Below are 19,148 nucleotides of genomic sequence, written 5' to 3'. Positions count from 1 at the left end.
ACGAGTAAAGACTTTGTAAGGTTGGCCCTGCTTATTTCATAATGCGCGCTTATTGGATCCCTCGATGGGTCCGCGCGCCCTTCAGAGGTAAGTCGATTCCCATGAACCGCACCGGCCGCACCCTTGCACTGGGCTGCCTGTTGCTTCTTCAGCCCCTGCTCGCGCACGCACAAGCAGGCGGCAACTCGTTGTTAATCCCAGCGATGGGTCGCTGCACCCTCAATACCCAGCCGCAAGACCTGGAACAGGCGCTCGCCGCCTGCCAGAAAGCGTCGGAAGAAGGGGATGCGCAAGCGCAATACGAGTTGGGTGAGTTCTACTACGAAGGCAAAAACGCCCCGCGCGACCTCAACCAAGCCCTGAGCTATTTCGAAAAAGCCTCGCTGCAAGGGCACGCCCAGGCACAATTCAAACTCGGCACCATGTTCTTCCACGGCGAAGGCGTGCCGGCCAATAACGTTCAGGCGTACATCCTGCTGAAGATGGCGGCGGTCAACGGCGCCGAAGACGCACTGGACACCGCCGACGAAGTCACCGAAAAGATGCCCCGCGAAGAACTGGAGCTTGCGACCCAGGTGCTCGGGCAAATCTTCCGTAAATATTTGATGGAATTGCAGAGCGCTGACGGGCGTACGCCTTTCGCACCACTGCCCTGAGCACTTCTGACTGCGGGGTGGCTTGTTGTGGCGAGGGAGCTTGCTCCCGCTGGGGCGCGAAGCGGCCCTAAATCCTGCAATCACACTCTGCCTGGCACACCGCGCATTTCGGTCTTGCGACTGCTTCGCAGCCGAGCGGGAGCAAGCTCCCTCGCCACAACAAGCCTCTCTAGCCCTAGCTGCTTACTTCTCAGGCATCGGCATCGGAAACGGCATGACATTGCCGACCGCGCCACGGGCTTCGCTGATTTTCGGTGTTCCCATACGCTCGACTTCGTCGATGCGCACGATCGAATGCATCGGCACAAAACTGCGCACCACGCCTTCGAACTGAGCCTTGAGCTTTTCTTCGCTCGGATCGACGACCACTTGCGTGCGCTCGCCAAAGACGAACTCTTCCACTTCCAGAAAGCCCCACAGATCACTTTGATAGATCTGCTTGGCGTACATTTCGAACACCTGGCCCTGGTTGAGGAAAATCACCTTGTAGATTGGAGCTTCACGTTTGGTCATGGCAGGCGAGCAACACATCGGGGGATAAAAATGAGGGCGCGAACTATAGCATAGCCATCGGACGCGCAGCGGTAGGAACCTGGGTGCATGTTCCCTATAATGCGCGGTTCTTTGAATCACGTGATGACTCTATTCCATGGCCAAGAAGCTTTACATCGAAACCCACGGTTGCCAGATGAACGAGTACGACAGCTCGCGCATGGTCGATCTGCTGGGCGAACATCAGGCCCTGGAAGTCACCGCCCGCGCTGAAGACGCCGACGTGATCCTGCTCAATACCTGCTCGATCCGCGAACGTGCACAGGATCGCGTCTACTCCCAGCTCGGTCGCTGGCGCGAACTGAAACTGGCCAACCCGGACATGGTGATCGCCGTCGGCGGTTGCGTGGCCAGCCAGGAGGGCGCAGCCATCCGTGATCGCGCCCCCTATGTCGACGTGGTCTTCGGCCCGCAGACCCTGCACCGCCTGCCGGAAATGATTGACGCCGCACGCATCAGCAAGCTGCCGCAAGTCGACGTCTCGTTCCCGGAAATCGAAAAGTTCGACCATTTGCCCGAGCCCCGCATCGACGGCCCTAGCGCTTACGTGTCGGTGATGGAAGGTTGCAGCAAGTACTGCACGTTCTGCGTGGTGCCCTACACCCGCGGCGAAGAGGTCAGCCGGCCGTTCGACGACGTGCTTGCCGAGATCATTCACTTGGCCGAAAACGGCGTACGCGAAGTGACGCTGTTGGGGCAGAACGTCAACGGCTATCGTGGGACTACTCATGATGGGCGCCTGGCCGACCTGGCCGAGCTTATCCGCGTAGTCGCCGCGGTCGACGGCATCGACCGCATCCGCTACACCACGTCGCACCCGTTGGAATTTTCCGACAGCCTGATCCAGGCCCACGCCGATGTGCCGGAACTGGTCAAGCACCTGCACTTGCCGGTGCAATCGGGCTCGGACCGCATCCTCGCGGCGATGAAACGCAACCACACAGCGCTGGAATACAAATCCAAGCTACGCAAACTGCGCGCCGCCGTGCCCGGAATCTGCATCAGTTCGGACTTTATTGTCGGTTTCCCGGGCGAGACCGAGAAAGATTTCGAACAAACCATGAAGCTGATTGCCGACGTGGGTTTCGACTTTTCCTACTCGTTCGTCTACAGCCAGCGCCCGGGCACACCGGCCGCCGACTTGGCCGATGACACCCCGGAAGAGTTGAAAAAAGAACGCCTGAACGCGCTGCAACATCGCTTGAACCAGCAAGGTTTCGAGATCAGCCGACAAATGGTCGGCTCGATCCAGCGGATCCTGGTGACCGATTACTCGAAAAAGGACCCGGGCGAGCTGCAGGGCCGGACCGAGAATAATCGTATCGTCAACTTCCGCTGCGACAATCCGACCCTGATCGGCCAGTTCGCGGATGTGCACATCGATGCAGCACAACCGCACTCGCTGCGGGGTTCGCTAATTCAGTAACACCGAAGATCCCTGTGGGAGCGAGCTTGCTCGCGATAGCGTCAGGCCAGACAACTCACTTGTTGAATGTAAGGCCGTCATCGCGAGCAAGCTCGCTCCCACAGGGGCCACGCCGGACACAGGGATCGGATTGCAATATTTAAGAGCTTTCGCACCCAGCCCACTGGCGCTATCCTTGATTCATCACTATTGCCCCAGGGCGGCTAAATACGACCTTGAACGCACCCATAGAACCACATCGTTTCATCCTCGAGCCTTTTGAAGCTCGTCGCTTCGCCAATCTGTGCGGGCAATTCGACGAGCATCTGCGCTTGATCGAACAGCGCCTGACCATCGAGATCCGCAATCGCGGAAACCAGTTCGAGCTGATCGGCGAACCCAAACACACCACCTCCGCGGAAAACCTCCTGCGCCGCCTGTACCGGGAAACCAAGGGTACGGAGCTGTCGCCGGACATGGTGCACCTGTTCCTGCAGGAATCGGCCGTCGAGCAGCTGGACAACCACTCCCCCGCCGAACCGTCCGTGGCCCTGCGCACCAAGAAAGGCATGATTCGCCCCCGTGGCTTGAATCAGCTGCGCTACGTGAAGGAAATCCTCGGTAACGATATCAACTTCGGCATCGGCCCGGCCGGTACCGGCAAGACCTACCTGGCCGTGGCCTGCGCAGTGGATGCACTGGAGCGCGAGCAGATTCGCCGCATCCTGCTGGTTCGTCCGGCGGTCGAAGCGGGTGAAAAACTCGGCTTCCTGCCCGGCGACCTTTCGCAAAAAATCGACCCGTACCTGCGCCCACTCTACGACGCGCTCTACGAAATGCTCGGCTTCGAATACGTCGCCAAGCTGATCGAGCGCCAGGTGATCGAAGTCGCGCCGCTGGCCTACATGCGCGGCCGTACGCTGAACAACAGCTTCATCATTCTCGACGAAAGCCAGAACACCACGGTCGAGCAAATGAAGATGTTCCTGACCCGAATCGGCTTCGGCTCCACGGCCGTCATCACCGGGGACATCACCCAGGTCGACCTGCCACGCGGCACCAAGTCCGGCCTGCACCACGTAATTGAAGTGCTCAAGGATGTGCCGGGGATCAGCTTCACCCACTTCCAGCCCAAGGACGTCGTGCGCCATCCGCTGGTGCAGCGCATCGTCGAAGCCTACGAGCGCTTCGAAAACAAAGCGGCCGATGATGCCGCCGCCAAGGATAGCCGCCGCGATGCTTGAGCTTGACCTGCAAATCGCCACCGAAGCCAACGCCCCCAGCGAAGCCGAGTTCCGCCAGTGGTGCGAACTGGCTTTGCGCCAGCGTACCGCCGATTCGGAGATGACCATTCGTCTGGTCGACGAAGCCGAAGGACGCGAGCTGAACCACACCTGGCGGCAAAAGGATTACGCAACTAACGTCTTGTCATTCCCGGCCGATGTGCCGGATGAGTTTCTCGACATCCCGCTGCTGGGCGATCTGGTGATCTGCGTGGCCGTGGTCGAGCGCGAAGCCGCTGAACAGGGCAAGGAACTCAAGGCCCATTGGGCACACCTGGTGATTCACGGCTGCTTGCATCTGCTTGGTTACGACCATATTGATGACGAGGAAGCCGAAGAAATGGAAGCACTGGAACGAACGTTGCTTGCAGAGCTGGGCTTTCCCGATCCGTACGCGGACGACGAAGCAGATGCATCCCCTACCGAAACAACAAAGGATTCAGAGTAATCGCTATGAGCGAAGATCGATCGAGCAACGGGCAGAAGTCATGGCTGGGTAAGCTCACCCAGGCTTTTGCCCACGAGCCGAAAAACCGCCAGGAGCTGCTTGAGCTGCTGCGCGATGCACACCAGAACAAACTGCTGGACAGCGAAGCGCTGGCCATCGTCGAAGGCGCCATCCAGGTGGCTGACTTGCAGGTCCGGGACATCATGGTCCCGCGCTCGCAGATGGTCAGCATCAAGGCGACCCAGACACCCCGCGAGTTCCTGCCTGCCGTGGTCGACTCGGCCCACTCCCGCTACCCGGTGATCGGCGAAAGCCACGATGACGTGATGGGCGTGTTGCTGGCCAAGGACCTGCTGCCGTTGATCCTCAAGGAGAACGGCGACAGCTTCAACATCAAGGACCTGCTGCGCCCGGCCACCTTCGTGCCGGAGTCCAAGCGCCTTAACGTGCTGCTGCGCGAGTTTCGCGCCAACCACAACCACATGGCCATCGTCATCGACGAGTACGGCGGCGTGGCCGGTTTGGTGACCATCGAAGACGTGCTGGAACAGATCGTCGGCGACATTGAAGACGAACACGACGTCGAAGAGGATAGCTACATCAAGCCGCTACCCAGCGGTGACTTCCTGATCAAGGCCCTGACGCCGATCGAGAACTTCAACGAGTTTTTCGACAGCGAATTCTCCGACGATGAATTCGACACCGTTGGCGGCCTGGTGATGAGCGCGTTCGGGCATTTGCCAAAACGTAACGAAATCACCGAAATCGGCCCGTACCGTTTCCGCATCCTGAACGCCGACAGCCGTCGGATTCACTTGCTTCGCCTGACGCCCATTGCTCGCTAAGGATTGAAATGCGCTGGACAACCCGCCCCGGCTGGCCCGGTAACCTGCTGGCCGTGGCGGCCGGTGCAATCACCACACTGGCCCTGGCGCCGTTCGATATCTGGCCACTGGCACTGCTCGCCGTCGGCCTGTTCTATGCCGGCCTGCGCGAGCTGAGCCCACGTCAGGCACTGGGTCGCGGCTGGTGTTTCGGTTTCGGCCTGTTCGGTGCCGGCACCAGCTGGATCTACTACAGCATTCACCATTTCGGTGGCGCTTCGGTATTGCTGGCCGGTTTCCTGATGCTGCTCTTCACGGCGGCGATTGCCTGGTTCTTTGCCCTGCCCGCCTGGATCTGGGCGCGCTGGCTGCGCCGAAATGAGGCGCCGCTGGCCGACGCCTTGGCCTTCGCGGCGCTGTGGGTCGGCCAGGAAGCCTTCCGCGGCTGGTTCCTGACAGGTTTCCCATGGCTGTATTCCGGGTACAGCCAGCTCGACGGCCCGCTGGCCGGGCTCGCCCCCATCGGCGGGATGTGGCTGATTTCCTTCACCCTGGCCCTGACAGCTGCGTTGATCTACAACGGCTTGCGCCTGGTTCGCACGGGGCACAAAGGCTTCATCGCTGCCGGTGCATTGCTGCTGGTCGGTCCATGGCTGCTCGGCATGGCCCTCAAACATCATGCCTGGACCAGCCCGTCGGGCCCGCCACTGAGCGTCGCGGCCATTCAGGGCAACATCGAACAAAGCATGAAGTGGGACCCGGCGCAGCTCAACGCGCAACTGGCGTTGTACCGCGACATGAGTTTCAGCTCCAGGCGAGCCGACCTTCTCATCTGGCCGGAAACGGCGATCCCGGTGCTCAAGGAGTCCGCCGAGGGCTACCTGAACATGATGGGCAGCTTCGCGGCCGAGCGTAAATCGGCGCTGATTACCGGCGTCCCGGTCCGCATGGAGGTCCGCCACGAGAAGCGCTTCTTCAACGGCATCACCGTTGTCGGCGAAGGCGACGGCAATTACCTCAAGCAAAAACTGGTGCCGTTTGGTGAATATGTTCCGCTGGAGGATGTGCTGCGCGGACTGATCGCCTTCTTCGACCTGCCGATGTCGGACTTTGCCCGCGGACCGGCCGACCAGCCGCTGCTGCAAGCCAAGGGTTATCAGATCGCGCCGTTCATCTGTTATGAAGTGGTTTACCCGGAATTCGCCGCCAGCCTTGCCGCCCGCAGCGACCTGTTGCTGACCATCAGCAACGACACCTGGTTCGGCACCTCCATCGGCCCGCTGCAACACCTGCAGATGGCGCAGATGCGTGCGCTGGAGGCCGGCCGCTGGATGATCCGCGCCACCAACAACGGCGTATCCGGCCTGATCAACCCGTTCGGTCAGATTACCGATCAGATCCCGCAGTTCGAACGCGGCATCCTGTATGGCGAAGTGGTGCCGATGCACAACCTCACGCCGTATCTGGAATGGCGTTCATGGCCATTGCTCATTCTCTGCGTGTTGTTGTTTGGCTGGGCGTTGATTGCGAGCCGGATGGCCAAGACTGTCTGAAATCATTTGTGGCGAGGGAGCTTGCTCCCTCGCCACAAGGTTTAGCTCTCAGCGATAGAACAACGAATAACCGATCTGCCCCACCGCCTCGTTCATCAACTGCCCGTTCTGCCAGATCGCCTTGAACTCCGGCATCCAGCCACCCAGTGGCCGCGCATTGTCGCCACCCAGAAACCCTACCGGCGCCGGCACCACCTCAAACCCGGCCTTGCGGAAACTCCAGACCGCTCGTGGCATATGCCCGGCATGAGTCACGAGCACTACACGCTTGATGCCCTGTGGCAGCAACACCAGGGCACTGAACTGCGCATTTTCCCAGGTCGTACGGCTGCTCCCTTCCTGCCAGCGCACGGTCACACCAAAATCGTCGCGCAAGGAGTCAGCCATCATCTGCGCTTCGCTTGGCGGAGTGCCGTAATGCAAGCCGCCGCTGGTCAGTACCGGCAGGCCGGACGCCTTGGCCAGCCGCGCGGCAAAGCGCTGGCGTTCCAGGCCGATGCCCGTGGGCTGGTCGGCACCCCAGGCCACGTCACCACGCTCGCGACCGGAACCAAGGACAACGATGGCGTCCGCGCGCTGCCCCAGCCCCGCCCATTCCTCGCGGGCCAGCGGTGGCTCACGCTCGAGCAGGCCGGCACTCCACTGCACCACAATCGGCAGGCTCATCAGCCAAAGGCCTCCCAGCCCCAGTACAAAGCACACACCGGCAAGCCTTGGCCTTGAGCGGCGCAACCACCAGGCAAGCAAAAGCAGCAGCAATAGAATGCCGGGGGGCAAAAGAAGTTGTTTTAAAAAGTAACGAAAAGGCATCAAGCATCTCCCGGAGATGCCCGAAGCCTAAGTGGGTTAGCGCAATGCGACAATCAATACAGGAGGACTATGCTTCAAAAAAACCATGGAGCACCGCTCTGCGTCTTATTTGAACTGCAAAGACCGGACCTTTACCGCGTCTCTGCCGGGAACTTTGTCCTTGAGCCAGATGATCTTGGCCGAACGTGGTGCATCGAGTTGCTTTACCGCCTCTGACAAGCATCCGTGTGTCTCACGCTCACTGCGATCCAGATACGCCTTGACCAGTGCAAACTCTGCGGGGCTCAGGCCACGCAGTTCCAGTTCCAGAGGGCGTACGTCGCGCAACCGGTCAGCAGTTCTTGCCGCTTCCAGGGCCAGGGCCAAACGATCGATCAGCCTTTCGTACAGCTCCGGTTTTGTAGCTTTTTGCTGTGACTCAACCATCCCTCACCTCATTGGAAGATAAGACTTACTCCCCAGTTAGAGCTTAGCTTCCATGAACAAACCGGCTGAACGCCGCGACCAACGGCCCTCGCAGCGGTTTTTGCGAGACGCGCGGCAGCAATCAGGGTTTCCCTCGGTAGAGCGCGGTCATGTATGCTACGGCGCTTCCTGTAACTCCACTTCCAGCTCGGCTGGACATCGAAAACGCCAATGCGGCGTGATCAGCGTCCAGCGTTGCATTGAAGAGGATTAGGCCACCCCTATTCAGTTCAAAAGTAGCCATGCACGAACAATATCAGCCCCGTGAAATCGAAGCCGCCGCCCAGTCGTTCTGGGACGAGCAAAAGTCCTTTGAAGTCAGTGAACAGCCAGGCAAGGAGACTTACTACTGCCTGTCGATGTTCCCTTACCCCAGCGGCAAGCTACACATGGGGCACGTGCGCAACTACACCATCGGCGACGTGATCTCCCGCTACCAGCGCATGCAAGGCAAGAACGTTCTGCAACCCATGGGTTGGGACGCCTTCGGCATGCCGGCGGAAAACGCCGCGATGAAGAACAACGTAGCGCCCGCCAAGTGGACCTACGAAAACATCGCCTACATGAAATCCCAGCTGCGCAGCCTGGGCCTGGCGGTGGACTGGTCGCGCGAAGTGACCACCTGCAAGCCCGATTACTACCGCTGGGAACAATGGCTGTTCACCCGCCTGTTCGAAAAAGGCGTGATTTACAAGAAAAGCGGCACCGTGAACTGGGACCCGGTCGACCAGACCGTCCTGGCCAACGAACAAGTGATCGACGGTCGCGGCTGGCGTTCCGGCGCGCTGATCGAAAAGCGCGAAATCCCGATGTACTACTTCAAGATCACCGCCTACGCGGATGAGCTGCTGGAGAGCCTCGACGAACTGACTGGCTGGCCTGAACAGGTCAAGACCATGCAGCGCAACTGGATCGGCAAATCCCGCGGCATGGAAGTGCAGTTCCCGTACAACGTCGATTCCATCGGCGAAACCGGCGCGCTGAAAGTCTTCACCACCCGTCCGGACACCCTGATGGGCGCGACCTACGTCGCCGTCGCCGCCGAACACCATTTGGCCACCCTGGCCGCACAGAACAATCCTGAGCTGCAAGCGTTCATCGCTGAATGCAAGGGCGGCAGCGTGGCCGAAGCCGACGTCGCCACCCAGGAGAAAAAAGGCCTGCCGACCGGCCTGTTCGTCGAGCACCCGCTGACTGGCGAAAAGCTGCCGGTCTGGGTCGCCAACTATGTGCTGATGCACTACGGCGACGGCGCGGTGATGGCGGTTCCGGCCCACGACGAGCGCGATTTCGAATTCGCCCACAAGTACAACCTGCCGGTCAAATCGGTAGTGCGCACCAGTTCCGGTGACAGCAACCCGGCGCCATGGCAAGACGCCTACGGCGAGCACGGCACGCTGATCAATTCCGGTGAGTTCGACGGCCTCGACTTCGCGGGCGCCTTCGACGCCATCGAAGTCGCGCTGATCAAGAAAGAGCTGGGCGCCTCGCGCACCCAGTTCCGCCTGCGCGACTGGGGCATCAGCCGCCAGCGTTACTGGGGCTGCCCGATCCCGATCATCCACTGCAACACTTGCGGTGACGTGCCGGTACCGGAAGATCAACTGCCTGTCGTGCTGCCGGAAGACGTCGTACCCGACGGCGCCGGTTCGCCACTGGCGCGCATGCCCGAGTTCTACGAGTGCAGCTGCCCTAAATGCGGCCAGCCTGCCAAGCGTGAAACCGACACCATGGACACCTTCGTCGAGTCCTCGTGGTACTACGCCCGTTACGCCTCGCCTCACTTTGAAGGCGGCCTGGTGGAAAAATCGGCGGCCGACCACTGGCTGCCGGTGGATCAGTACATCGGCGGTATCGAACACGCGATTCTTCACCTGCTCTACGCGCGCTTCTTCCACAAACTGATGCGCGACGAAGGCCTGGTGAGCTCCAACGAGCCGTTCAAGAACCTGCTGACCCAGGGCATGGTGATCGCCGAGACTTACTATCGCCGCGAAGCCAATGGCGCTTACACCTGGTTCAACCCGGCGGACGTCGAGCTTGAGCGTGACAGCAAAGCCAAGGTTATCAGCGCCAAATTGAAATCTGACGGCCTGCCGGTGGAAATCGGCGGCACCGAGAAGATGGCCAAGTCGAAGAACAACGGCGTCGACCCACAGTCGATGATCGACCAGTTCGGTGCAGACACCTGCCGCCTGTTCATGATGTTCGCCTCGCCACCTGACATGAGCGCGGAGTGGTCCGACTCCGGCGTAGAGGGTTCGCACCGTTTCCTCAAGCGCGTCTGGCGCCTGGCTCAAGCCCACGTCACTCAGGGCCTGCCGGGCAAACTGGACGTCGCCGGCCTGAATGACGAGCAGAAAGCCGTTCGTCGCTCGATCCACCTGGCCATCAAGCAGGCCAGCCAGGACGTCGGCCAGAACCACAAATTCAACACCGCCATCGCTCAGGTGATGACGCTGATGAACGTGCTGGAAAAAGCCGCGCAAGGCACCGAACAGGACTGCGCACTGATTCACGAAGGCCTGGAAACCGTGACGCTGCTGCTGGCTCCGATCACGCCGCACATCAGCCACGAGCTGTGGAATCGACTGGGTCACGCTGAACCTGTGATCGACGCCGGCTGGCCGGTGGTGGATGACAGCGCTTTGGTTCAGGACAGCCTGCAACTGGTGATTCAGGTCAACGGCAAGCTGCGTGGCCACATCGAAATGCCGGCCAGCGCCACCCGTGAAGAAGTCGAAGCCGCCGCCCGTGCCAACGAGAACGTGCTGCGCTTCGTCGACGGTCTGACCATTCGTAAAGTGATCGTAGTGCCCGGGAAACTGGTCAATATCGTCGCCAGCTAATTGGATCAGGCGCCAGGTGAGCCTGGCGCCGAGTAAAACCTTTCGGGCCGCTTGATCGGCCCACATGGTTTCAAGGGGAGCAACAAGATGATCAAACGCAATCTGCTGGTGATGGGCCTCGCGGTTCTGCTGAGCGCCTGCGGTTTCCAGCTGCGCGGCACCGGCACCAATGAACTGGCGATCAAGGAACTCGACCTGAGCGCCCGTAACGCTTATGGCCCAACCGTTACCCAGTTGCGTCAAATACTGATTGGCAGCGGCGTCAAGGTCTATACCGGCGCTCCTTACAAGCTGGTGCTGACCAATGAACAGGAAAACCAGCGCATCCTCAGCTACGCAGGTGCCGGTCGTGCCGGCGAGTACCAGATCACCACCGTGCTGAACTACGACATCCGTGGTCGCGGCGATCTGCCACTGATGAGCGACAAGATTGAAGTGCAGAAAATCTACATGCACGACGGCAACAACCTGGTGGGCTCTGACCAGGAAGCTGAAACGGCCCGCACAGAAGGCCGCCGGGAGATGGTCCAGCGCATGATGCTGCGCCTGGAACAACTGAGCCCGGCCCAACTGGACCAGTTGCAGCAGACTGCCGAAGCCAAGGCCAAGGCGGATGCCGCGGCACTGGAAGCGGCAAAGAAGGCTGAAGCGGAAACCCCGCGTCAGTCGCCTATCGAACTGCCGCAGCAGTAAGACTTACGGGGCGCTCGGGCGCCCCGTTCGCCCCCCTCTTATGAAGCTCGCCCCCGCCCAACTCGCCAAACACCTGCAAGGCACCCTTGCGCCGGTCTATATCATCAGCGGCGACGACCCGTTGTTGTGCCAGGAGGCGGCCGACGCTGTTCGCGCTGCCGTCCGCCAGCAGGGATTCGATGAACGCCAGGTGTTTGCCGCCGACGCCAGTTTCGACTGGGGGACGCTGCTGCAAGCCGGTGCCAGCATGTCGCTGTTCGCCGAAAAGCGCCTGCTGGAACTGCGCCTGCCTTCCGGCAAACCCGGCGACAAGGGTGCCGCCGCGCTGATCGAGTACTGCTCGCGCCCGGCCGACGACACCGTACTGCTGATCAGCTTGCCGAAACTCGATGGCAGCGCGCAGAAAACCAAGTGGGGCAAGGCGTTGGTCGAAGGACAGCAGACCCAGTTCGTGCAGATCTGGCCGGTCGATGTCGCCCAGTTGCCAAGCTGGATCCGCCAACGTTTGTCCCAGGCCGGGCTTTCCGCCAGCCAGGACGCCGTTGAGCTGATCGCGGCACGGGTCGAGGGCAATCTGCTGGCCGCCGCCCAGGAAATCGAAAAGCTCAAACTGATGGCCGAAGGCGGCCAGATCACCGTTGAAACCGTGCAGGCTGCGGTGGCCGACAGTGCGCGCTTCGACGTCTTCGGCCTGACCGATGCGGTGCTCAATGGTGAAGCAGCCCACGCCTTGCGCATGCTCGAAGGGTTGCGCGGTGAAGGCGTCGAGCCGCCGGTGATTCTCTGGGCCCTGGCCCGGGAGTTGCGCCTGCTGGCCAATATCTCCCTGCAATACAGCCAGGGCACGCCACTGGACAAGGCCTTCAGCCAGGCCAAACCTCCGGTCTGGGACAAACGTAAACCGTTGGTGAGCAAAGCCCTGCAGCGCTACTCGGCCCAACGCTGGGCGCAGCTGCTGCTCGAAGCGCAGCGCATCGATGCCCAGATCAAGGGCCAGGCAGCTGGTTCGCCGTGGATGAGTTTGAGCCGGTTGACGTTGTTGATGGCCGGGCAAAGATTGTCGTTACCTGCCGAGTAAGGCTTTCTGTGGCGAGGGGGCTTGCCCCCGCTGGGGCGCGAAGCGGCCCCCATTCGTTACTGAGTTCTTCCAGGCACACCGCACACTCCGGTTCTACGGCTGCTCCGCAGCCGAACGGGGGCAAGCCCCCTCGCCACAAGGGACTAGACATCCCCCCAACTTCGGCCGATGATTTGCCCCGCAAAAACCACTCACTTGCGAGGCTTCATCATGAGCAAAAAGCCATCAACGCATGGCCCCAACAAGGCCAAATCCATCATCGCCCAGCCATTGTTCCGTAGCCGCCAGGTACGCCCGGCCAAGGGCAAAGGCAGTTACCGCCGCGAAGCCTTCCAGTCTGACAGCTGGGAGGCTTCTTACTTTCTGGCTGCGTAAAGCAGAACACCCCTTTGACATGGTAAGGTCTGTACCTGATTCGTATTCCCTGGACCCGTGCATGCCCTTTTGTCTTCCCCGTCGTTGGCACTTACGCCAATTGATCGCTGCCTCCAGCCTTGTTTTGCTTGTCGCCTGTGCGGAAAAACCGACCGCAGCCGACGCTCAGCCGCTTCAGACACTTCCTGTCGCTACCGCCCCGGCGGTTGTTCCGCCTGTGGTTCCGACCGGTGAGAACCTTGACATCCAGCCAACCCAGACCTTCGCCGAATGGCAGGCGGGTTTCCGCAAAGATGCCCTGGCCGCCGGCATCCGCGCCGATCTGTTTGATCGCGCTTTCGCCAATGTCAGCTTCGACCCCAGTGTGATTAATGCCGATCGCAGCCAACCGGAGTTCGCAAAACCGGTTTGGGAATACCTCGACGGCGCCTTGTCGCCGCTGCGGGTACGCAAAGGCCAGTCGCTGATCATCCAGTACGCCGACATCCTGCAAAACATCGAGCAGCGCTACGGCGTCGACCGCCAGGCACTGGTGGCGGTGTGGGGCATGGAGAGTAACTTCGGACAGTTCCAGGGCAGCAAGTCGGTGATCAACTCCCTGGCGACCTTGGCTTACGAAGGCCGCCGTCCCGGCTTCGCCCACGCGCAATTGATCGCGGCCTTGCAAATCCTGCAACAAGGCGACATCGAACCCGAGAAGATGCTGGGTTCCTGGGCCGGCGCCATGGGCCAGACCCAGTTCATCCCGACCACCTACAATACCCACGCCGTCGATTTCGACGGCGACGGCCGTCGCGATATCTGGGGCAGTTCGGCTGATGCCCTGGCCTCGACCGCGCATTACCTGCAAAGCTCCGGCTGGCAGAGAGGTCAGCCGTGGGGCTTTGAAGTCCAGCTACCGAGCGGTTTCAACTACGTACTGGCCGATGGCACGATTCGCAAGAGTGTCGCCGAGTGGCGCCAACTGGGCGTTACGCTGCCCAACGGTGGCCAGGTCCCGGCAGGCTCGGAACAACTGTCTGCGGCACTGCTATTGCCGGCTGGCTACCGCGGCCCGGCCTTCCTGGTGCTCGACAACTTCCGCGCGATTCTCAAGTACAACAACTCGTCGTCCTACGCCCTGGGGGTGAGCCTGTTGTCCGAACGCTTCAATGGCGCTGGCTTGATCAGCGGTACGTGGCCAAAGGATGACCTGCCTCTGAGTCGTACCGAGCGGATCGAGCTGCAGAACCTGCTGAGCGGGCAAAACTATGACGCCGGCACCGCCGACGGGATCATCGGCGCCAACACCCGCAAGGCGATCCGTAGCGCCCAGCAGTCGTTTGGCTGGCCGGCGGATGGGTATCCGACGCACAAGTTGCTGGAAGGGTTGCGGAACCGCTAAAAGCTTCGCGGGCAAGCCCGCTCCCACAGGTTCAGGGGCGTTCACATGATTTGTGTACGACGCGAACACTGTGGGAGCGGGCTTGCTCCGGGCGGCGTTCCGACGAAGACTGACTGACAGGCGATAAAAATCTAACGCCCGACCACCACATCCTGCTCCAACACCAACTCCTTGTTCCCAGCATCCAGCCTGACCAACGCCCCCATGGGCAGCGTCAGGTTCGGGTCGCAATGCCCACTGCGCCACCCGGACAGCACCGGAATCTTCAATGGCTCGAAGGTCTGCTTGAGCAACCTGTCCAGCGCTGCTACCTCAACCCCCGCCACATCCCCGACCAACACGCCGCGCAGCTTGTGCAACGTGCCAGCCAGCCGCAGTTGGGTCAGCAACCGGTCAATGCGATACAGCGGCTCGTTGATGTCCTCGATCAACAGAATGACGCCCTCGGCGTCCATCTCGTAGGGCGTGCCCATGGTCGCGGCGATCATGGCCAGATTGCCTCCGAGCAAGCGCCCATGTGCCACACCCGGCTCGATCGTGGTCAGCGGGTAAGCCACCGGATGAGCCAGCACCGTGCCCGCCCTCACCTGCCCGCGCAGCATGTTGAAGAATGAAGACTCGGTAGGTATTTGCTTGTCACCCAGCAGGTCGGCATTGAGCAACGGACCATGAAAGGTCACGAAGCCGGCATAACGACTGATCGCCAGATGCAGCGCGGTGATGTCGCTGTAGCCGACGAACGGCTTGGCGTTGTCACGCAGCAAATCAAAATCGATGCGGTCGAGCAGCCGGGGTGTGCCGTAACCACCGCGCAGGCAGATAATCGCATCCACCTCGCTGTCGGCGAACGCTGCGTGCAGATCGCCAAGTCGCACTTCGTCGCTACCGGCCAGATAGCCGTTTTTTTCGTAGACCCCGGGAAACACTTTCAGTGAATAACCCCGGGCACGCATCCATTGCACCGCCTTGTCGGTGTCCAGCGGCGCGGGACCGGCGGGTGCGATAACGCCGATCATGCCTTCCGACGGCAGTGCCGGGACGGGAGCATGAGGGCAAAGGGTGTGGGTCGGTCGAGCGGTCATCCGTGAATCTCCCTGCGTGAAATCTTCAGCACACAGTAGTCAGGAACGGGGACAAACAGAAGAGGTACCGTTGCCCCGCAGGTTGCAGAAAAAACAGCCATTGCCATGGGCCAGGCAAAAAAACGCCCGCGAGGCTGGATGCCGTGCGGGCGCTTTTCATTTCATTGCGTCGATCAGGACGACATCAGCTCGGCCTTGACCAGCTTGGCCTGCTCGTCGGCGTGATACGAGGAGCGTACCAACGGACCCGAGGCAACGTTCTTGAAGCCCATCTTGTAGCCTTCCTCGGCGAACCAGGCGAAGGTGTCCGGGTGCACGAAACGCTGTACCGGCAAGTGGCTGCGGGACGGTTGCAGGTACTGGCCGAGGGTCAGCATGTCGATGTCGTGCTCGCGCATGCGCTTCATGACTTCGATGACTTCTTCGTCGGTCTCGCCCAGGCCCAGCATCAGGCCGGACTTGGTTGGAATGTGCGGCATCATCTGCTTGAAGCGTTGCAGCAGGGTCAGCGACCACTGGTAGTCCGAACCCGGACGTGCAGCCTTGTACAGGCGCGGCACGGTTTCCAGGTTGTGGTTGAACACATCCGGTGGCTCAGCGGCGGTGATTTCCAGCGCGATGTCCATGCGGCCACGGTAGTCCGGGACCAGGGTCTCGAGCTGCACGTTCGGCGACAGCTTGCGGATTTCACGGATGCAGTCGGCAAAGTGCTGGGCACCGCCGTCACGCAGGTCGTCGCGGTCTACCGAGGTGATCACCACGTACTTCAGGCGCAGGTCGGCGATGGCAATGGCCAGGCTTTCCGGCTCGTTGACGTCCAGTGGCTTCGGACGGCCGTGGCCGACGTCGCAGAACGGGCAACGACGGGTGCAGATGTCACCCATGATCATGAAGGTCGCGGTGCCACCGGAGAAGCACTCGCCCAGGTTCGGGCAGGATGCCTCTTCGCACACGCTGTGCAGCTTGTGTTTGCGCAGCAGGGCCTTGATGCGGTCGACTTCCGGCGAAACCGGGATGCGTACACGAATCCAGTCCGGTTTCTTCGGCAGTTCGGTGGTCGGAATGATCTTCACCGGGATGCGTGCAACCTTTTCGGCGCCGCGCAGCTTGACGCCGGCTTCAACCTTGGGACGCGGGGCCGGGCGCTCGGAAACATCGAGCGTCGGGATCATGGTTTGCACTGCATCAGTAGTCATATCAGTCGATTCCGCCCGTCAGGGTCGTCTGCTCAGCATAGTCGAGGTGTTTGACGAGCTGCGCGCGCAGCCGGGCACTTACCTCGGCAAATTCAATCGATCCTGCGTGATCGCTCAGCTGGGTCATCGCCAGCCCGGCATAGCCGCAGGGATTAATCCGTCGAAACGGTTCCAGGTTCATGTCCACGTTCAAGGCCAGGCCATGAAAGGAACAGCCGTGGCGGATCCGTAGACCCAGGGAGGCGATTTTCGCCCCATCGACGTAGACACCCGGTGCATCGGGCTTGGCCACGGCGGTGACACCGTAACTGGCCAGCAGCTCGATCAGGCATTGCTCCATCCGGCTGACCAGATCGCGCACGCCAAACCCGAGCTTGCGCACGTCAAGCAGTAGGTAAGCCACCAGCTGGCCGGGGCCGTGGTAGGTCACCTGACCACCACGGTCGACCTGCACCACCGGAATATCACCGGGAAGCAGCAGGTGCTCGGCCTTGCCAGCCTGGCCTTGGGTGAACACCGCAGGGTGTTCCACCAGCCAGATCTCGTCGGCGGCATCGTTGCCGCGTTCGTTGGTGAAGCGCTGCATGGCATGCCAGACCGGCTCGTAAGCCATCTGGCCGAGCTCGCGAAAACCCAGCACACCGGACATCACAGCACCATGTGCACGAAACCGGTTGCCCGCAGTTCGCTGTTGATGTTGTACAGCTGGTCCTGGTCGGTCGCGACGATGTGCAACTGAATGGTGGTGTATTTGCCGTTGCTGCTCTGGCGCTCGTCAACACGCTCATCGTTGATCGTTGCATATTTGCGGACGATGTCGATGATTCTGTCCTTGTTGCCCGCGCCGGTGTCGCTGATCACCTTAACCGGGTAATCATTGGCAGGGAACTCGATCTTTGGCGCCTTTACTTCGGTATCGGTCATGGCGTAACGGCCTCGTAAGCGTAAGCCGTGGCGACGGGCATGGCTGCGCGCCAGATCAGCGCGGAGCCATGCAGGTGCACACTAAATTCAGTTGAACAAGCCGTAGAAGAATAGACGGATGCTATCCCACATGCGGCGGAAGATACCACCTTCCTCGACAGCGTCCAGAGCGATCAGATCGGCGCTGTGCACCACCTTGTCGTCCAGTTTCACTTCGACTTTACCGATCACGTCGCCCTTGGCGATTGGCGCGACCAGCTGCGGGTTCATGGTCATGCTGGCAGCGAGCTTTTTCAGCTGGCCTTTTGGCAGGGTCATGGTCAGGTCTTCAGCCAGACCGGCCTTGACCTGGTTGGTGGAGCCTTTCCAGACCGGAGCCTGAGCCAGCTCGGTGCCCTTCTGATAGAAGGTCTGGGTTTCGAAGAAACGGAAACCGTAGGTCAGCAACTTCTGGGTTTCGGCGGCACGAGCCACTTCGCTGTTGGTGCCGAACACCACGGCGATCAGGCGCATGCCATCACGTACGGCCGAAGACACCATGCAGTAGCCGGCTTCGTCGGTGTGGCCGGTTTTCAGGCCGTCGACGGTCTTGTCGCGCCACAGCAGCAGGTTACGGTTCGGCTGCTTGATGCCGTTCCAGAAGAACTCTTTCTGCGAGTAGATCGCGTAGTGAGCCGGGTCTTCGTGGATGATCGCGCGAGCCAGCACAGCCATGTCGTGAGCCGACGAGTAGTGCTCAGGGTTCGGCAGGCCGGTCGGGTTCATGAAGTGGGTGTTGGTCATGCCCAGGTCGGCGACGGTCTTGTTCATCAGGTCGGCGAAGGCGTCTTCGCTACCGGCGATGTGCTCGGAGAGCGCGACGCTGGCGTCGTTGCCCGACTGGATGATGATGCCGTGCAGCAGGTCGCTGACGGTGACCTGCGAGCCGACCTTGATGAACATCCGCGAACCGCCGGTACGCCAAGCGTTTTCGCTGACGGTCACCGGATCGTTTTCGCCGATCTGGCCACGACGGATTTCCAGGGTCGCGATGTACGCGGTCATCAGCTTGGTCAGGCTGGCCGGTGGCAGACGCTGGTCACCGTTGTTCTCGACCAGCACGTTGCCGCTGCTGGCATCCATGAGCACATAGGCCTTGGCGGCCAGTTGTGGTGGCGAAGGCATCATCTCGACCGCGAATGCGGCAGGTGAGAGAAGCAGCGGGACTAGCAGGAACAGGCGTTTGGCAAAGGTGGTGATGTTCATCCGTCTCTCGAAATCGCTAATGGAAACTGCCCAAGGGCAAAACTAATCAAATAACCTTCAGGCCTTGCCCGAAAACTGCCTGCGCGACGATCATGCTGCGTTAAAAACAGGCTCGGAATGCTCATGTAGGCCCCTACACTCCGCTTCCTCGCCTGTTTTTGCCTTGTCTGATCGCCGCTCGGCGAGTTTTCGAACAAACCCTACGAGTCATCGCGTGTTCAGCTGTTCACTCAGTCACCCTTGCCGGGCTTTTGTTCTTCAACGAGTCAACAACCTGGTTCGCCCCCCAATACCGCAGACGAACCGTCAATCAAGCTCTACGTATT

General features: G+C 60.7%; 19 protein-coding genes. 11 read left to right on the top strand and 8 right to left on the bottom strand.

The genetic code is table 11. The features are described from left to right. Positions 1-101 precede the first annotated feature (101 nt). Entirely contained in the window at positions 102-656 is a 555-nt protein-coding gene (locus KGB07_RS24870) for a tetratricopeptide repeat protein (RefSeq protein WP_046041699.1), read from the top strand. A gap of 183 nt (positions 657-839) precedes the next feature. On the opposite strand, the gene KGB07_RS24865 is transcribed toward KGB07_RS24870, so the two are convergent. Then, positions 840-1,169 carry a DUF1820 family protein gene (locus KGB07_RS24865; RefSeq protein ID WP_008052403.1) on the bottom strand — a complete coding sequence of 110 codons (330 nt, stop codon included), beginning with the start codon at positions 1,167-1,169 and terminating at the stop codon, positions 840-842. Between the two features lie 136 nt (positions 1,170-1,305). Between KGB07_RS24865 and miaB the strand changes: the two genes are divergently transcribed. The 5 genes from miaB to lnt all read left to right on the top strand — a co-directional run bounded on the left by miaB (position 1,306) and on the right by lnt (position 6,721). After that, positions 1,306-2,634, top strand: coding sequence for a tRNA (N6-isopentenyl adenosine(37)-C2)-methylthiotransferase MiaB (gene miaB / locus KGB07_RS24860; RefSeq protein ID WP_046041698.1), 1,329 nt, complete (start codon positions 1,306-1,308; stop codon positions 2,632-2,634). A 215-nt stretch (positions 2,635-2,849) separates the two neighbouring features. Further along, positions 2,850-3,857, top strand: a complete 1,008-nt coding sequence (locus KGB07_RS24855) for a PhoH family protein (protein ID WP_046041697.1) — start codon at positions 2,850-2,852, stop codon at positions 3,855-3,857. Further along, positions 3,850-4,344: an rRNA maturation RNase YbeY gene (gene ybeY / locus KGB07_RS24850; RefSeq protein WP_046041696.1), complete on the top strand. Its 495-nt coding sequence runs from the start codon at positions 3,850-3,852 to the stop codon at positions 4,342-4,344. Before KGB07_RS24855 ends, ybeY begins: the two co-directional genes overlap by 8 nt. Positions 4,345-4,349: 5 nt before the next feature. Continuing rightward, on the top strand, positions 4,350-5,189 hold the full coding sequence (locus tag KGB07_RS24845; protein WP_027924283.1) for an HlyC/CorC family transporter: 840 nt from the start codon (positions 4,350-4,352) through the stop codon (positions 5,187-5,189). A gap of 8 nt (positions 5,190-5,197) precedes the next feature. Then, positions 5,198-6,721, top strand: coding sequence for an apolipoprotein N-acyltransferase (gene lnt, locus KGB07_RS24840; protein WP_046041695.1), 1,524 nt, complete (start codon positions 5,198-5,200; stop codon positions 6,719-6,721). Between the two features lie 48 nt (positions 6,722-6,769). On the opposite strand, the gene KGB07_RS24835 is transcribed toward lnt, so the two are convergent. Beyond that, positions 6,770-7,531, bottom strand: a complete 762-nt coding sequence (locus KGB07_RS24835; protein WP_046041694.1) for a YdcF family protein — start codon at positions 7,529-7,531, stop codon at positions 6,770-6,772. 105 nt (positions 7,532-7,636) lie between these two features. Then, entirely contained in the window at positions 7,637-7,957 is a 321-nt protein-coding gene (locus tag KGB07_RS24830) for a hypothetical protein (RefSeq protein ID WP_046041693.1), read from the bottom strand. A gap of 281 nt (positions 7,958-8,238) precedes the next feature. Here KGB07_RS24830 and leuS point away from each other — a divergent pair, with 281 nt between their 5' ends. The 5 genes from leuS (at position 8,239) to KGB07_RS24805 (ending at position 14,375) form a co-directional block, all read left to right on the top strand. Continuing rightward, positions 8,239-10,845, top strand: coding sequence for a leucine--tRNA ligase (leuS, locus tag KGB07_RS24825; RefSeq protein WP_046041692.1), 2,607 nt, complete (start codon positions 8,239-8,241; stop codon positions 10,843-10,845). 87 nt (positions 10,846-10,932) lie between these two features. After that, positions 10,933-11,538 (top strand): LPS assembly lipoprotein LptE, encoded by a 606-nt coding sequence (gene lptE / locus KGB07_RS24820; protein WP_046041691.1) that lies wholly within the window; start codon positions 10,933-10,935, stop codon positions 11,536-11,538. A gap of 40 nt (positions 11,539-11,578) precedes the next feature. Next, on the top strand, positions 11,579-12,616 hold the full coding sequence (gene holA, locus KGB07_RS24815) for a DNA polymerase III subunit delta (protein WP_046041690.1): 1,038 nt from the start codon (positions 11,579-11,581) through the stop codon (positions 12,614-12,616). 210 nt (positions 12,617-12,826) lie between these two features. Further along, positions 12,827-12,991 (top strand): alternative ribosome rescue factor ArfA, encoded by a 165-nt coding sequence (gene arfA / locus KGB07_RS24810; RefSeq protein ID WP_046041689.1) that lies wholly within the window; start codon positions 12,827-12,829, stop codon positions 12,989-12,991. 61 nt (positions 12,992-13,052) lie between these two features. Further along, the gene (locus tag KGB07_RS24805; RefSeq protein ID WP_046041688.1) at positions 13,053-14,375 is read left to right on the top strand and encodes a lytic murein transglycosylase; all 1,323 of its coding nucleotides are present in this window, start codon (positions 13,053-13,055) and stop codon (positions 14,373-14,375) included. 131 nt (positions 14,376-14,506) lie between these two features. Here the strand turns inward: KGB07_RS24805 and KGB07_RS24800 are convergent, their stop codons facing one another. From KGB07_RS24800 to KGB07_RS24780, 5 genes are all read right to left on the bottom strand, one after another. After that, positions 14,507-15,457 carry an LD-carboxypeptidase gene (locus tag KGB07_RS24800; protein ID WP_046041687.1) on the bottom strand — a complete coding sequence of 317 codons (951 nt, stop codon included), beginning with the start codon at positions 15,455-15,457 and terminating at the stop codon, positions 14,507-14,509. 173 nt (positions 15,458-15,630) lie between these two features. Beyond that, positions 15,631-16,629 (bottom strand): lipoyl synthase, encoded by a 999-nt coding sequence (gene lipA / locus KGB07_RS24795; RefSeq protein ID WP_162130451.1) that lies wholly within the window; start codon positions 16,627-16,629, stop codon positions 15,631-15,633. Positions 16,630-16,654: 25 nt separating this feature from the next. Beyond that, positions 16,655-17,302 carry a lipoyl(octanoyl) transferase LipB gene (lipB, locus tag KGB07_RS24790; RefSeq protein ID WP_046041686.1) on the bottom strand — a complete coding sequence of 216 codons (648 nt, stop codon included), beginning with the start codon at positions 17,300-17,302 and terminating at the stop codon, positions 16,655-16,657. After that, positions 17,302-17,577, bottom strand: a complete 276-nt coding sequence (locus tag KGB07_RS24785; protein WP_046041685.1) for a DUF493 domain-containing protein — start codon at positions 17,575-17,577, stop codon at positions 17,302-17,304. The genes lipB and KGB07_RS24785 overlap by 1 nt, the downstream gene beginning before the upstream one ends. 87 nt (positions 17,578-17,664) lie before the next feature. Then, on the bottom strand, positions 17,665-18,822 hold the full coding sequence (locus KGB07_RS24780) for a D-alanyl-D-alanine carboxypeptidase family protein (protein WP_046041684.1): 1,158 nt from the start codon (positions 18,820-18,822) through the stop codon (positions 17,665-17,667). Positions 18,823-19,148: the final 326 nt, after the last annotated feature.

The organism is Pseudomonas sp. GL-RE-26 (genome assembly GCF_019956275.1).
GTDB lineage: Bacteria > Pseudomonadota > Gammaproteobacteria > Pseudomonadales > Pseudomonadaceae > Aquipseudomonas > Aquipseudomonas grandcourensis.
The sequence above is the reverse complement of the archived record's forward strand: the minus strand, read 5'-3'. Positions and strand labels throughout refer to the sequence as shown.